Below are 14,460 nucleotides of genomic sequence, written 5' to 3' on the forward strand. Positions count from 1 at the left end.
CGTGCCGGATGCCCCGTCGTGGGCCCGTCAGACCCGGGCAGGCGGTGTCAGACGCGCACGGTGGCCCGGAAGAGTGTGCCGGTTCCGGATACTTCGGCCGTTTCGTGCGCCGGGACGAAGACGGAGCGGCCGGGGGCCAGTTCGTGTTCGCCCGTCCGTACGGTGCCCGCCGTGCAGAGCAGGATCTGCGGGGTGGGCAGGGTGAGGTCGTGGGTGCCGGTTCCCTCGGGCAGGACGTAGCGGGAGAGGCGGAACTCGTCGGTCGGGGTGTCGTAGACCTCTTCGCCGTCGGGGGACGCCTCCGGGCGCAGGACGCCGGGGTCTCCCGCTTCGAAGCGGACGATGCGCAGGAGTTCGGGGACGTCGACGTGCTTGGGGGTGAGGCCGCAGCGCAGGACGTTGTCGGAGTTGGCCATGATCTCGACGCCGAGGCCGTCGAGGTAGGCGTGCGGGATGCCGGCGCCGAGGTACAGGGCCTCGCCGGGCTGCAGCCGGACGTGGTTGAGGAGCATCGCGGCGAGGACGCCGGGGTCGCCCGGGTAGTGGTGGGCGATGCCGGCGTACGGCCGGTAGGCGCCCCCGAGCCGGTCGCAGGCGGCCGCGGTCTCGGTGACCGTCCGGGACATCTCCTCGGGGTCGGCCGTGAGGATCGCGGTGAGGACCTCGCGCAGCGCGGCGTCCTCGGGGTGGGCGCGCAGCAGGTCGACGTACGGCTTGAGCGAGGCGACGCCGAGTCCGTCGAGCAGGTCGGCGGTCTCTGCCGGGGCGCGGAAGCCGCACAGGCCGTCGAACTCGGTGAGGGCGCAGACCAGTTCGGGCTTGTGGTTGGCGTCCTTGTAGTTGCGGTGCGGGGCGTCGGCGGGGACGCCGCGGCGCTCCTCGTCCTCGTAACCGGCCCTGGCCTGGGCGAGGTCGGGGTGCACCTGGAGGGAGAGGGGGGCGCCGGCGGCGAGGAGCTTGAGCAGGAAGGGCAGCCGGGGGCCGAACCGGGCCACGGAGGCGGCGCCCAGTTCCTTCTCGGGGTTGGCGTCGACGATGTCGGCGAGGGTGCCCCGGCCGGTGCGGGAGGGGGCGCCCGGGTGGGCTCCCATCCACATCTCCGCCTGCGGTTCGCCGGTCGGCTCGGTCCCGAGCAGGGTCGGGATCGCGGTGGTGGAACCCCAGGCGTAGGGGCGGACGGTGTTGTCGAGGCGGTCCATGGGCTCTCTCTGCCGGTGCGTACGAGGTGATACGTGGCGGGGGGACGTGGGAGGTCGTCCGTGGGAGATGGTGCGTGCGGGGTCAGGCTCCCGAGGCGAGCGCCAGGTAGACGGCGGCGAAATCCGTGATGGCGATCAGTTCGGCGAGGGTCTCCAGCTCGCCGCCCTCTTCCGGCTCCAGCTCGCTGATCGGCGTGTCGTGGCCGAGGGCCAGGTCACGGGCGCTGGGGGCGGCGGTGAGGCCGCCGCTGGGGCGGTCGCGCAGGAGCACCACGCGCGCGTGCAGGGCGGCCGGCTCGTCGACGCGGTCACGGAAGAAGTCGTCGGGGTCGGCGCCCGCGGCGAGTCGGCTCGCGAGCAGGGCGTTGTGCGCGGCGAGCGCCTCGGGGAGGTCGGCGACGACGGCGGGGGTGCCGGACAGTTCGGCGAGCGCGGCGGCGAAGCGGCGGCCGGCGGGTCCGGCGGAGGTGCCCTCGGTCCAGACGACGGGGAGGGACTCGGCCAGTTCGGACGCCAGGGTCTTGGCGGGGTTGCTGTAGGTCACGATGGCGGGCCCGCAGCGTTCGGCGACGGTGTCGAGGCGGTCGGCGACCTTCTCGATGGTCTCGGGCGGCGCGTCGAGCAGTGCGGTGCGGTCCAGCAGCGCGAGGAGCGGGGTGAGCAGTGCCCACAGGACGCCGGGGGCGGCACCGGCGAGGGGCTCGTCGTGGTCGTAGGGAGCGGTCGCCATGGGGATGAACAGACCGTGGGAGCCGCTCACCGACTCGCTGAGCGGGGAGTGGGCGGGGGCGACGGCGACGACCGAGCAGCCCCGGCGGTAGGCCTGTTCGGCGAGGAGGGACAGTCCGGGCTCGGCGCCGTCGGGGGTGGCGATGAGCAGGAGGTCCACGGACCCGGCCCAGCCGGGCAGTTCCCAGCGCAGGGCGCCCGCGGCGGGGGCGACGCCGGTGGGGGCGAGGCGGGTGACGGGGCTGCCGGCGCCGGCGAGGGTGCCGAGGAGGTCGGCGGCGTGGGTGGCGGCGGCGCCCGGGCCCGCGATCAGGACGGCGCGGGGGCGGCCGTCCGGCTTGAGGTTGCCGACGCCGGCCTCGGCGGCGTGCCGGGCTGCGGTGCGGACGCGGGCGCCGGCCTCGGCGGCGCCGCGGAGCAGGCCGCGGCGGTCGGCCTCGGTGAGGCGCTCCGGGTCGTCGAGGAGCGATTCGTCGAGCATGGCGGCAGGTCTCCGATCGCCGGGGCGTTCGTTCGATTGCGCGGGGTCGGCGGGGCCGGGGTGCCGGGCGCCCGGCCGTCGGTTACTCGGGGCGGCGGGCCTCGTCGACGAGGAGGACGGGGATGCCGTCGCGCACCGGGTACGCCAGGCCGCAGTCCTGGCCGGTGCAGATCAGTTCCGCGTCCCGCTCCTCGAGGGGGGCGTGGCAGGCGGGGCAGGCCAGGATCTCCAGGAGGCCGGCTTCGAGCGGCATGGGGGTTCCCTTCGGGGGCGGTGGGGCGTGTGTGGATGTGCTGGTCAGGGTACCGCCGGGGCGGGGCCGGTGCGGGTGGCCCACCTTGAACCCGGTGTTGGTGCTGGGGAGCGGTCGCGCGGCCCGGCGCTTGCGGGTGTGCCGCTGCGCCCACCCGTGCCGCCCCAGCGGCACGACTGCCCGTAGCGGCGGGGGGGTCGGCACGGCTGCCCGCGAGCGGCCGCTCACGCCCGGATGATCGCCAAGGCTTCGTCGCGCACCTTTGTCATCGTCGCCTCGTCCCGGGCCTCCGCGTTCAGGCGGAGCAGCGGCTCGGTGTTGGAGGGGCGGACGTTGAACCACCAGTCGGGCGCCTGGACGGTGAGGCCGTCCAGGTCGTCCAGGGTGACGTCGTCGCGGCCCTCGTACGCGGCCCGGATCGCGGCCAGGCGGGCCTGCTGGTCGGCGACGGTGGAGTTGATCTCGCCGGATCCGGCGTAGCGGTCGTACTGGGCGACCAGGGCGGACAGCGGGCCGTCCTGCTCGCCGAGGGCGGCGAGGACGTGGAGGGCGGCGAGCATGCCGGTGTCGGCGTTCCAGAAGTCGCGGAAGTAGTAGTGGGCGGAGTGCTCGCCGCCGAAGATGGCGCCGGTCCTGGCCATCTCGGCCTTGATGAAGGAGTGGCCCACGCGCGTGCGTGCCGGTGTGCCGCCGTTCTCGCGGACGACCTCCGGGACGGACCGGGAGGTGATCAGGTTGTGGATGACAGTGCCCTTGCCGCCGTTGCGGGCCAGTTCGCGGGCGGCCACGAGGGCGGTGACGGCGGACGGGGAGACCGGGTCGCCGTTCTGGTCGACGACGAAGCAGCGGTCGGCGTCGCCGTCGAAGGCGAGGCCGAGGTCGGCGCCCTCCTCGCGGACGCGCTGCTGGAGGTCCACGAGGTTGGCCGGGTCGAGCGGGTTGGCCTCGTGGTTGGGGAAGGTGCCGTCCAGTTCGAAGTACATCGGCACGAGGTCGAGGGGCAGGCCGGTGAAGACGGAGGGGACGGTGTGGCCGCCCATGCCGTTGCCCGCGTCGACGACGACCTTGAGCGGGCGGATGCCGGTCAGGTCGACGAGGGAGCGCAGGTGGGCGGCGTAGTCGGCGAGGACGTCGTGCCGGGTGACGGTGCCGGGGCGCGGGGCGGGCTCGGGGGCGCCAAAGTCGCTCCAGCGCTCCACCAGGGCGCGGATCTCGGCGAGGCCGGTGTCCTGGCCGACCGGGGCGGCGCCCGCGCGGCACAGCTTGATGCCGTTGTACCGCGCGGGGTTGTGCGAGGCGGTGAACATGGCGCCCGGCAGGTTCAGCGCGCCGGAGGCGTAGTACAGCTGGTCGGTGGAGCACAGGCCGATCCCGGTCACGTCGGCGCCGCGGGCCGCCGCGCCGCGCGCGAAGGCGCCGGACAGGCCCGGGGACGAGGGCCGCATGTCGTGGCCGACGACGACGGCGTCCGCGCCGGTCAGCTCGACGAAGGCCGCGCCGAACAGCTCGGCCAGCGACTCGTCCCACTGGTCGGGGACGACACCGCGCACGTCGTACGCCTTCACGATCTGCGACAGATCAGCAGCCACGGCCAACCTTCCTGAAAGTCCTGTCGGAGCCCACAAACTACCCGTAGGGACCGGCGGACCGCCCGGAAGGTTCCCTGAGGTCAGGGCAGCATCCAGCCGAGGACCACCGTGGACTGCCCGACCACGATCAGGCACATGATCAGCAGCAGGCCGAGGCTCCAGGGCAGCACCTTGCGCAGCAGGTCCCCCTCGCGGCCCGCGAGCCCGACGGCGGCGCAGGCGATGGTGAGGTTCTGCGGGGAGATCATCTTGCCGAGGACGCCCCCGGAGCTGTTGGCGGCGGCCAGCAGTTCGGGCGAGAGGCCGGACTCCCGCGCGGCGGTGACCTGGAGGGCGCCGAAGAGGGCGTTGGCGGAGGTGTCGGAGCCGGAGACGGCGACGCCGAACCAGCCGAGGACCGGGGAGAGGAAGGCGAGCCCGGCACCGGCCGCGGCGACGAAGTGGCCGATGGTGGCGGCCTGTCCGGAGAGGTTCATGACGTAGGCGAGGGCGAGGACCGAGGTGACGGTGAGGATCGCGAAGCGCAGTTCGTGGACGGTCGCGAGCCACTCCTTGACCGCCACGCGCGCGTGCACGCCGAGAACGACGGCCGTGGCCAGCCCCGCGAACAGCACGAGCGTGCCGCCGGTGGAGACGATCGGCCAGGAGAAGACGTTGCCGCCGACCGGATTGCCCTCGGGGTCCGCCACGTCCAGGAACGGCCAGTCGTAGGACTGCGTGGCCTTCGCCAGCCAGTCCTTGACGGCCGGGATCTGCGCCACGGAGAAGACGGCGACGATCAGCGCGTACGGTGCGTACGCGCGCACGACCTCGCGGGCGGAGTCCTTCTCGTCCAGTTCCTCGCTGCGTACGCCGGTCAGTACGGACGCCCGTACGGGCTCGGTGGCGGGCCTGCGGGAGTGCGGTACGGCGACCAGGGCGGCCGCGCCGATCAGGGCGGCGGCGATGTCGGCGAGCTGGGCGGAGACGTAGTTGGACGCGACGAACTGCGCGACGGCGAAGGCGACACCGCAGGCCAGTGCGGGGATCCAGGTCTCGCTCAGGCCGCGCCGCCCGTCCACCAGGGCGACCAGGAGCAGCGGTACGACGAGGGCGAGCAGGGGCGTCTGCCGGCCGACCACGGAGGCGACGTCGTCCAACGGCAGTCCGGTGACCTGGGCGAGCGTCACCACGGGGGTGCCCATGGCGCCGAAGGCGACCGGCGCGGTGTTGGCGACCAGCGAGACGACGGCCGCGCGCACGGGGTCGAAGCCGAGGGCCACGAGCATGACCGAGCAGATCGCGACGGGCGCCCCGAATCCGGCGAGGGCCTCCAGCAGGGCGCCGAAGCAGAAGGCGACGACGAGGGCCTGGATGCGGGGGTCGTCGGAGAGCCGGCCGAAGGAGCGGCGCAGGATGTCGAAGTGCCGGGTGCGGACGGTCATCCGGTAGACCCACAGGGCGTTCACGACGATCCACAGGATGGGGAAGAGGCCGAAAACCGCTCCCTGGACGGCGCTGGAGGCCGTCTGGTCCAGCGGCATGCCGTAGGCGAGCCAGGCGACGAGCACAGCCGACGCGAGGCCGATGAGGCCCGCCAGATGGGCCTTCATGCGGACGCCACCCAGCAGGACGAGGACGATCACCAGAGGCAGGGCCGCCACCAGGGCGGACAGGCCGAGCGATCCGGCGACGGGTTCCAGTTCCTGCACGTACACGGGCGCCTCCCCGGTTTCCGCCATGCGAAAGCGATTTCTCGCGACTTCCGGAATGGTCGTGTCCGCGACAACGGGGCGTCAATGGGTGTGCAGCAACGGATGTGACGGATGCCGAGTCGAGCGCAGAGGGGAGGAGCGGGGGAGGAGTGACCCGCGCGGCTCAGTTGTCGGGCGAGCGCAGCACGCGCAGGTGGCCGCGGCGCGCGACCTCCATCGGGTCGGCCGTCCGTGCGCCGCCCCCCTCGGCCGTCCGCTCCTGGGGCCGGGCCGCCTCGCGTACCGCGTTGGCGAGCGCCTCCAGGTCGTCGCCGCTGGGGCGGGCCGGGGCCGACCCGTCGAGCAGGCGGACGACCTCCCAGCCCCGCGGGGCGGTGAGGCGCTCGGAGTGCTCGGCGCACAGGTCGTAGCAGTGGGGTTCGGCATAGGTGGCGAGCGGGCCGAGGACCGCGGTCGAGTCGGCGTAGACGTACGTCAGCGTCGCGACGGCGGGACGGCCGCAGGCGGTGCGCGAACAGCGACGTACAGGGCTCACGATGTTGGACGGTACCGCACTCTTGAGCGGGCCGCGACGACTCTCCTCCGGGTCACACCTCCGTGTCGTGGCGTGAAACGCCCCACGGGCCGCTCGGAGCACCCCCCTTCGACCTGCGTGGACGCCGAGGTCACGGAGCCCGTGCGGCGTGGGAGGCGGTCACGACCTGACACAAACAGCGACATTTGCCTTGAGTTCCACGGTCGCGAAGAGATACGAAATCGAGCCCATTCTTGGCTGGAATGATCATCCGGCGACAAGCGGATCGGGCCGCCGCGACACCGCCCGCCGTGCGCGTGCGGTCGGGCACGGCACCTCCGCGAGGACTACGCTTCACCAGTGATGGACAACCCCGTGACGCCCCGTGATGCCGGCCGCCCAGGGCCCCGCCGTCGTGATCGCCACGGCCGGGGCATGCGCGGCCCGATCGCACCCCCGCAGGTACCGCTCGCCGCGAGCCGCGGCGAGGTGTTCGCGGATCTGGTGCAGGACTCCGTGGAGCGTCTGGAGCGGCGGTGGCCGCAGCTCGCCGACATCGACTTCCTCGTCCTGGACGTGCCGCGGCCGGCCGCGGCCGGGGAGGCGTGGAACGACGAGGCGGTCCCGCTCGGGGGCACGGTGCCCTCGCGGGACGGGCGGCGCGGGCGGGTGGTCGTGTACCGGCGGCCGGTCGAGATCCGGACCAAGGGACGGGACGAACGGGCGCTGCTGGTGCACGAGGTCGTCGTCGAACAGGTCGCGGAGCTGCTGGGGCTGACGCCGGAGACGGTGGATCCCCGGTACGGGGAGGACTGAGCGGTGGGCGCCCCGCGCGGCGCCCACCGTCGTCGCCCGCTTCTGCTGTGTCGCTGCTTCCTGCGGTGTCGCTACTTCTGCAGTACCGACAGGTCCTCGTCCGCGTTCGGTACCGAGACCGTGCCCCGGTCGTCGGGGAGGGTCTGGACGGTGAAGGACGACACGTCGTCGTCCGAACCGGTCAGGGTGCGGGACGCGTAGACCGCGCCGCCCGAGACGGTCTCGACCGTCAGCGCGTAGGCGCCCTTGAGATTGGCGGGGACCGGTGCGTCGACGTTCTGGGTCGTGCCCGCCTTGACGGTGTACGTCTTGGTCGCCGTCGTACCGCCCTCGGTGCCCGCGGACGCCGTGACCTTGACCTCGGCGGCCTCGCCGGGCGCGGACAGGGCCAGGGTCGTGCTCTTGGCGCGGTTGTCCGCGGACGTCGCGCGCGCGCCGACCGGGTCGGAGGCCGGGATGAACGCCGACTCCTGCTCGTCGCCCTTGCCCCGCACCACCCGGACCGCGGCCACCACCGGCACGGAGCGGCCCGTCGGCGTCAGCACCAGCGACCCCGCCTCGCCGCGCGTGACCTCACCGAGGTCGACACCCGTCGTCATACCGGCCTTCACGTGCACGGTCTCGTGACCGGCCGGTGTGATCAGCCCGGACGGCGAGGCGAGCCGCACCTTCAGGTCGGCGTCGGCGCCCCCGGGCGTGAACAGCACCAGGCGCACGCCCGTGGCGTCCTTCGGGATACCCGGCAGCACCAGCTCGCTCGCCGGGGCCGCCGCCGTGGTCAGCCAGTCGCCGCCGGTCTTGTCGTCCAGGGCCTGCACCGCGGCACCGACCCGCCCGCTGCGCACGCCGACGTGCACGGTCAGGTCGGTCTGCTCCACGTCGCTGAGCGTGGAGAGCAGGAGGGACTCACTGGAGTGCGGCGGGACCGTGACGCCCTCCCCCACCGTGGACTTGAGGGCGCCGTCCTTGCCGTACAGCTCGATGTCGACGACGGCCGCCGAGTCGTCGGGGTTCGTCAGGTGCACGTAGTCGGTGCGGCCGGACGCCGTGCTGGCTCCCGGAAACCAGAACTCCGTGTCGGGGACGGCGCAGTTGACGCCCTGCAGTCCTCGGCCCGTCCCGGCGGCGACCTCCGTGGTCTGCTGGACGGTCCAGCCGGGCGCGTGGCTTCCCTCGGCGACGCCGAGCAACGCGGGCGCGTCGGCGCCGGAGACCTTTCCGGCGGCGGGCGTGCCGGGCGCCTTGGGCTGCACGGCTGGTTTCGCGCTCTTCCCGTCGTCCTTGCCGTCGGTCTTGTCGCCGTCCTTGTCGCCGCTCTTGCCGTCGTCCTTGCCGTCGGTCTTCTTCTCGTCCTCGGTGTCCTGGGCCGCGGCGCCCTGCCCGGCCGGCGTGAGTGACGCGCCGCCCTTCTCGTCGGTGCCCTTGGTGACGGGCGTGAAGGACGTGTACGCGGTCTCGGCGAGGTCGGAGGTGCTGGGCGCCGGGCACAGCAGGCTGGTGCGCTCCACGGGCAGCCGTGCGGCGGGCGCCGCGGTGTCCGTGCCGGAGTCGGCCGGGGCGGACACCGCCGCGAACCCGGTGACGGCGGCGAGCGCGGTCGCGCAGGCGATCAGGGAGAGGGTCGTGCGCTTCACTGCTGGCTCCCGTCGGGACGCTCATCGCCCGTGCCGTGGGGCTGCTGGGGGTGCTGGGGGTGCTGGGGGTGCTGGGGGTGCTGGGGCTGGGAAGGGTCGTACGGCGTGCCGTATCCGCCCTGGCCGTACGCCTGGCCGAAGGCGGGGTCGTAGCCGCCCTCCTGACCTTGCGTCGGGTCGCCGTAGGCGTACGGGTCGTACTGGCCCGCCTCGTACGGAGCGCCCTGGCCGCCGTGTCCGCCCTGGTAGCCGTCGGGCTGGTACGGGTCCGCCTGGTACGGCTGCTGTCCGTACGCTGCGGGATCGTACTGCTGGGCGCCGCCCTGGTACTGCTCGGCGCCGTACGTGCCGTAGGAGCCGTACTCGGCGTCGGTGTACTGCGTCGAGTCCCATGTGCCGTACGCCGGCTGCTGGGGAACCGGCACGGGTGCTCCGGCGGGCGGCTCGGGCTCCCCACCGGGGTCGCCCGCGGTCTCGGGGAGGGGCTCCGTCCCGGCATCCGTCCCGGCATCCGTCCCGGCATCCGTCCCGGCATCCGTCCCGGCATCCGTCCCGGCATCCGTCCCGGCATCCGTCCCGGCGTCGGCCTCCGCGTCGGCCTCCGCCTGGGCCCGCAGACGGCGCGCTCGGCGTCCTTCGCCCTCGACGGCCTGGGCGGGGACGAGCGGCTCGTCGGGCAGGTCGTCGTCGACGTCGCGGCGCCTGCCGGGCAGGGCGAGGACGACCAGGACGAGGCCGAGGAGCCCCTGGACCCCCAGCCAGGCGGTGTGCGTGAACGGCGCGTCGTAGGTGACGTCCAGTCGACCGCCGGAGGCGGGGAGTTCGAAGCCCTGGGCCCAGCCGTCGACCGTGGTGCGGGTGAGCGGCTTGCCGTCCAGCGTGGCCGTCCAGCCCTCGGCGGCGGTGTCCGCCAGGCGCAGCACGCGGCCGTCGGAGCCCGCCTTGATGTCGGTGTGGATCTCGACGGGCCCGGCCGCCACGGGCTCGGGCTCGCCGCCGCCGGACGTTCCGGCGCCGGACTTCCCGCCGGAGACGATGGTCGCGCGCGCGACCTCCTGGTCCACCCGCCACAGCCCGCTGCCGTCCTGCTGGCTGAGCCTGCTGAGGCCGGGCGTGGCGTCCAGGACGCGGGTGACCTCGCGGGGCGTGCCCTTGTGCACGAGCACGTAGCGCACGGCGAAACCGCCGAGCTGGTCGGCCTGGTCGGCACCGGATCCGGCCACGAGGTTGGCGACGACCTTGTCGAGCCCGCTGTTCCCGCCGTCGCCGGAGGCCAGTTCGCCGTCGCCGAGGCGGGCCCCGGAGCCGCGGACCAGCACGTAGCCCACGTGGGCGGTGGAGTCGCTGTCGAGGACGAGGGTGCGGGCCTGGTCGCGGGTGTGGCTCTCCTCGGCGACGAACGCGGGCACCTGGACCGGGTCACGGCGCTCCACGGGGCCGTCGGCGCCCCCGATCATCCAGCCGGCGGCGGCGATCAGCGGGCCGAGGGCCGAGGCGAGGGCGATCAGGGCGGCCACGGGCTGGCGCCAGCCGAAGCTCTGCTCGGCCACGCGGAAGCGGGCCCCGTCGGCGCCGAGGGTCGCGGCGGACAGCAGGGCGATGCCGTAGACGAGGGTGGCGGGGCCGGCCCAGGCGGAGCGGTTGGACAGGACCGCGAGGACGAGGGCGACCAGGGCGACGACCCAGGCCGTCCTGACGCCCAACTGCCGCTCGGAGCGCAGCAGGGCGGCCAGCGCGGCCAGCACGACGCCGAGGAAGAACAGCCCGCCCACCGTGCCGGGACCGCCGGGGCTCGCGCCGAGCAGGTCGAGGGCGGAGGCCGCCGAGGAGCCGTACTCGAGGCCGGCCTCGTCGAAGAAGCCGAACGGCAGCAGCGACAGCGACCAGGGGGCGAGCAGCAGCAGCGGGGTGCCGAGCTGGGCGAGGAAGCGCAGCCCGTACGCCGTGATCTCGGTGCGGCGCAGGGCCAGGACGCCGATGCCGAGGAGCAGCGCGACCGGCCAGACGACGGGCGTGAAGGCCGTGGTGATCGTCAGCAGCAGGGCGTACGCCCAGGTGGCCCGCCAGCTGCCGCGGGCGCCGGACGCGTTGGCCAGACCGGCCGCCGCGACACCCGCGCGCGCGATGAGCGGCAGCAGGACGGCGAGGACGGCGGTGCCGATGCGGCCGCCGGCGAGTGCGCCGGTGGCGGCGGGCAGGAAGGCGTAGGCGACGGCGGCCCAGGCGCGCAGCAGCCGGGAGGGGACCAGCGGGCGGGAGGCGAAGTACGCGGTGGCGCCCGCCAGGGGCACCGAGCAGACCAGCAGCAGGGTGACGGCGAGTCCGGTCGAGCCGAGCAGTACGGAGGCGAGCGTGGCGACGATCGCGAGGTAGGGCGGCGCGGAGGCGGTGCCGCCCGTGCCGACGGTGTGCCAGGCGTCCACGTACCGCGACCACAGCTCGCCGGCGCCGCCCGGTGCGGGCAGCAGCGCGCCGCCCGCCAGGGCACCGCCGCCGAGGAGTGCGCGGCAGGCGGCCAGGGAGACGAGCAGCAGCACCAGGAAGAGCACCGGGCCGGGCTTGCGGGCGACGCGCTTGAGGCGGGCGAACTGCTCGATCTCCAGGAAGTCGGCGTCGTCGCCGCCGGGTCCGGACTCGATGGCTCCGCCGTGCCGTCCGGCGCCCGCGGCGGCCTCGGCCTCGGAACTGCCGAGGAGGTTGCCCGCGACCTGTTCGACGGTGACGCGGATGGTGGCGCCGGGGGGCGGGAACAGGGGCCGCAGGTCGTCCTTCTCGACCTGCGGGCGGCCGCGTTCGCGCCGGCCGGCGATGATCCGCTCGGGTCGCAGCAGGACGCCCAGCAGGCCCCGGATCTCGTCGAGGGCCTGGCCGGGAACCTTGCCGACGAGGTAGGCCACGGTCCGCAGCAGCGTGCCGAGGACGACGCGCAGCAGTACCCAGGGCAGGGCGGCGGTGCGGACGTTGACGAGGAGGGTGTGGACGGCGCCGGCCTTGTCCACCTTGTGCGGGGAAGCGGTGGTGCGCCCGGCGCAGTCGACGGCGCGGCGCTCGCGCGAGGCCGCCTCGGCGTGGCGGACGACCGCCTCGGGGGCGACGAGGACGCGGAGTCCGGCGGCGTGCGCGCGCCAGCAGAGGTCGACGTCGTCGCGCATGAGGGGCAGTCGGCGGTCGAAGCCGCCGAGCCGCTCGAAGACGTCGCGCCGGACCAGCATGCCGGCGGTGGACACCGACAGGACGGGGCGGACGTGGTCGTGCTGGCCCTGGTCCTGTTCGCGGCGGTCAAGGCCGGTCCAGCGGCGGCCGGAGTTGGCGATGGAGACGCCGACCTCGAGCAGTTGCCTGCGGTCGTACCAGCCGCGGAGTTTGGGGCCGACGACGGCGACGTCCTCGCGGCCGAGTTCGTACTCGGTGTCCACGACGCGCAGCAGTTGGGCGAGGGCGTCGGGTTCGGGGGCGCAGTCGTCGTGCAGCAGCCACAGCCACTGGACCGGCTCCCCGTGGGGGAGTTCCGGCATGTCGTAGGCGTCGTCGCGCCAGGTGCGGGTGGCCGGGTCCCAGCCGCTGGGCCGCCTCAGGTACGGCAGTTCCTCGGGGGTGAGGAAGGGGGCGGTGCGGGCGGCCTCCTCGACGGCCTGGCCGAAGCCGGTGCGCCGGGCGAGGTGGAGCACGCGGTCGTCGCCGAGGGCGTCGGCGACCAGCCGGGAGGAGTCGTCGGCGCTGCCGGTGTCGGCGGCCACGGCGTACTGGACGGGCCGCTCCTGACCGAGCAGCCCGGCGAGCGCGTCGGGCAGCCAGCGGGCTCCGTCGTGGGCGACGAGGACCGCGGTCACCACGTGACGCGGGAACTCAGGTGTGGCAGCGAGGTCTTGCTGGGCTGCCGTGTGACTCTGCACGGACATCGAGGTACGGGCCCCGGTTCGGTGGACTGCGGTGGACGCCCGTGCCTGTGGAGAATGGCGGGGCGTCTCGGACGAGCGCCCACACTATCGGCTGAACACAGGGGCGGCCCGCCGCCTGTGGACAACCCACCCGCGACGGGCCGTTCCCGCTGTTCGGGCCGTTTCTGCCGCCGCGTCAGGCAGCGGTCCTCAGACCGCGGCCTTCTTCAGGCGGCGGCGTTCTCTCTCGGACAGGCCGCCCCAGATGCCGAATCGCTCGTCGTTGGCGAGGGCGTACTCGAGGCATTCGGAGCGGACCTCGCAGGCGAGGCAGACCTTCTTGGCCTCGCGGGTGGAGCCGCCCTTCTCGGGGAAGAAGGACTCGGGGTCGGTCTGGGCGCACAGTGCGCGCTCCTGCCAGCCGAGTTCCTCGTCCGCGTCGTCGACCAGCAGTTGCTGCACCAGCTCGGTCATGTGCGCCCCTCGTCCGTCTGTCGCGTCCCCGTGATCTGGCCGTTACCGATTCCGGCTGAACGACACGAGTGAAATTACAAGTGTGCTGCTCCGGGCGAGTCAAGCCGAGATCTGCTATTGGGTCCCTTATTCACTCTGCGGAACCAAGGCCATGCAGTAAGTGTTCAAATCGCCATAAACCTTGACATCCCAAAGAGCCTCGCCGGGACACCCGCCCCGTGCGGCACCTTCATCAGGAAGGACGCCCAGGCGTTCGATCCCGTTCCGATACACGCGCCGAAGCGAACCTGATCACATTCGGATCACGGGATCGCAACGGGGGTTGTGCGTCCGACTTGTGCGCCATGTGTCCCGGAAGCCCTCTGAGCAAACCTTTCGCCAGCATGATCAACCGGATGAGGTGAAACATGTCCCACATAACGGTCATCGAGTTGACAGTGCTGGTGTGAACCGCTGTCCTTGAGGGCATGCTCGCGAACTTGGCGCTCGCCTCGACCCGCACCGCCGGGTCCCACGGTGCTGCCCGTGCTCGCTGTAGCTGTTGCCGCTGTTCCAGCTGTTGAGCCAACCGCGCTCCGGCTGTCCCCGGGTCCACGCGACTCGACCGCACCTGTTCCCGCCCCACCCGGGCGCTCTTCGTCATTCGCTCCGCTCCACCGCACTCCTTTGCCGAGGACCACCGCACCCATGAACAGCGACAGCGACCTCCAGATCGCCGGCGACATCCTCGAAGTCCCCCACCTGCTGCAGGCACCGCGCGAGCACCCGGCCACCGTCGCCGAGTTCGCCGGCCTCGCCCGCTCCGTCGCCGCCGACCGCTCCGAGTGGGAGCACCTCGTGCGGTACGACGCGACGACACGCTGGTACCACCGGCTGCGCACCGGCCCCGGATACGAGGTCTGGCTGCTGTCCTGGGTGCCGGGCCAGGGCAGCGGACGCCACGACCACGGCCCCTCCTCCGGTGTGTGGACGGTCCTCGACGGGGCCCTCACCGAGCACACGGAACGCGGCACGCGCGCGTTGGTGGCGGGTACACAGCGCGTGTTCGCGCCGGGGTACGTGCACGAGGTCGTCAACGACACGCTGGAGCCTGCGGTCAGCCTGCACGTCTACCACCCGGGCCTGACCGAGATGCCCATGCACTCCCCGCAGTGCTCGGCCGCCGCACCGGCGACTGGCTGACGCACTGTCCCACCCGC

The 14,460-nt window shown here is 73.5% G+C and carries 11 protein-coding genes; 2 read left to right on the plus strand and 9 right to left on the minus strand.

Going from position 1 to position 14,460, the window contains the following annotated elements; all coding sequences use genetic code 11:
- Positions 1 to 47: 47 nt before the first annotated feature.
- The 6 genes from manA to BJ961_RS32150 all read right to left on the minus strand — a co-directional run bounded on the left by manA (position 48) and on the right by BJ961_RS32150 (position 6,480).
- Positions 48 to 1,199, minus strand: a complete 1,152-nt coding sequence (gene manA / locus BJ961_RS32125) for a mannose-6-phosphate isomerase, class I (protein WP_271416272.1) — start codon at positions 1,197 to 1,199, stop codon at positions 48 to 50.
- 82 nt (positions 1,200 to 1,281) lie between these two features.
- Positions 1,282 to 2,409: an SIS domain-containing protein gene (locus BJ961_RS32130; protein ID WP_271416273.1), complete on the minus strand. Its 1,128-nt coding sequence runs from the start codon at positions 2,407 to 2,409 to the stop codon at positions 1,282 to 1,284.
- A gap of 82 nt (positions 2,410 to 2,491) precedes the next feature.
- Complete coding sequence (locus tag BJ961_RS32135) at positions 2,492 to 2,662, minus strand: Trm112 family protein (protein WP_003975784.1); 171 nt, start codon at positions 2,660 to 2,662, stop codon at positions 2,492 to 2,494.
- A 224-nt stretch (positions 2,663 to 2,886) separates the two neighbouring features.
- On the minus strand, positions 2,887 to 4,251 hold the full coding sequence (locus BJ961_RS32140; RefSeq protein WP_271416274.1) for a phosphomannomutase/phosphoglucomutase: 1,365 nt from the start codon (positions 4,249 to 4,251) through the stop codon (positions 2,887 to 2,889).
- An 80-nt stretch (positions 4,252 to 4,331) separates the two neighbouring features.
- Positions 4,332 to 5,948 carry an L-lactate permease gene (locus BJ961_RS32145; protein WP_271417234.1) on the minus strand — a complete coding sequence of 539 codons (1,617 nt, stop codon included), beginning with the start codon at positions 5,946 to 5,948 and terminating at the stop codon, positions 4,332 to 4,334.
- A 160-nt stretch (positions 5,949 to 6,108) separates the two neighbouring features.
- Positions 6,109 to 6,480, minus strand: coding sequence for a DUF3499 domain-containing protein (locus tag BJ961_RS32150; protein WP_271416275.1), 372 nt, complete (start codon positions 6,478 to 6,480; stop codon positions 6,109 to 6,111).
- Positions 6,481 to 6,822: 342 nt separating this feature from the next.
- On the opposite strand from BJ961_RS32150, the gene BJ961_RS32155 reads away from it, so the two are divergent.
- Positions 6,823 to 7,275, plus strand: a complete 453-nt coding sequence (locus tag BJ961_RS32155; protein WP_271417235.1) for a metallopeptidase family protein — start codon at positions 6,823 to 6,825, stop codon at positions 7,273 to 7,275.
- Between the two features lie 71 nt (positions 7,276 to 7,346).
- Here BJ961_RS32155 and BJ961_RS32160 read toward each other — a convergent pair whose 3' ends face one another.
- The 3 genes from BJ961_RS32160 to BJ961_RS32170 form a co-directional block, all read right to left on the minus strand.
- Positions 7,347 to 8,909, minus strand: a complete 1,563-nt coding sequence (locus BJ961_RS32160; RefSeq protein ID WP_271416276.1) for a DUF5719 family protein — start codon at positions 8,907 to 8,909, stop codon at positions 7,347 to 7,349.
- Positions 8,906 to 12,808: a glycosyltransferase family 2 protein gene (locus tag BJ961_RS32165; RefSeq protein WP_271416277.1), complete on the minus strand. Its 3,903-nt coding sequence runs from the start codon at positions 12,806 to 12,808 to the stop codon at positions 8,906 to 8,908. Before BJ961_RS32165 ends, BJ961_RS32160 begins: the two co-directional genes overlap by 4 nt.
- A gap of 189 nt (positions 12,809 to 12,997) precedes the next feature.
- The gene (locus BJ961_RS32170) at positions 12,998 to 13,261 is read right to left on the minus strand and encodes a WhiB family transcriptional regulator (RefSeq protein ID WP_003975777.1); all 264 of its coding nucleotides are present in this window, start codon (positions 13,259 to 13,261) and stop codon (positions 12,998 to 13,000) included.
- A gap of 687 nt (positions 13,262 to 13,948) precedes the next feature.
- Between BJ961_RS32170 and BJ961_RS32175 the strand changes: the two genes are divergently transcribed.
- Entirely contained in the window at positions 13,949 to 14,443 is a 495-nt protein-coding gene (locus BJ961_RS32175) for a cysteine dioxygenase (protein ID WP_271416278.1), read from the plus strand.
- Positions 14,444 to 14,460 lie beyond the last annotated feature (17 nt).

This window comes from Streptomyces lienomycini, from assembly GCF_027947595.1.
Taxonomy (GTDB): Bacteria; Actinomycetota; Actinomycetes; order Streptomycetales; family Streptomycetaceae; genus Streptomyces; species Streptomyces lienomycini.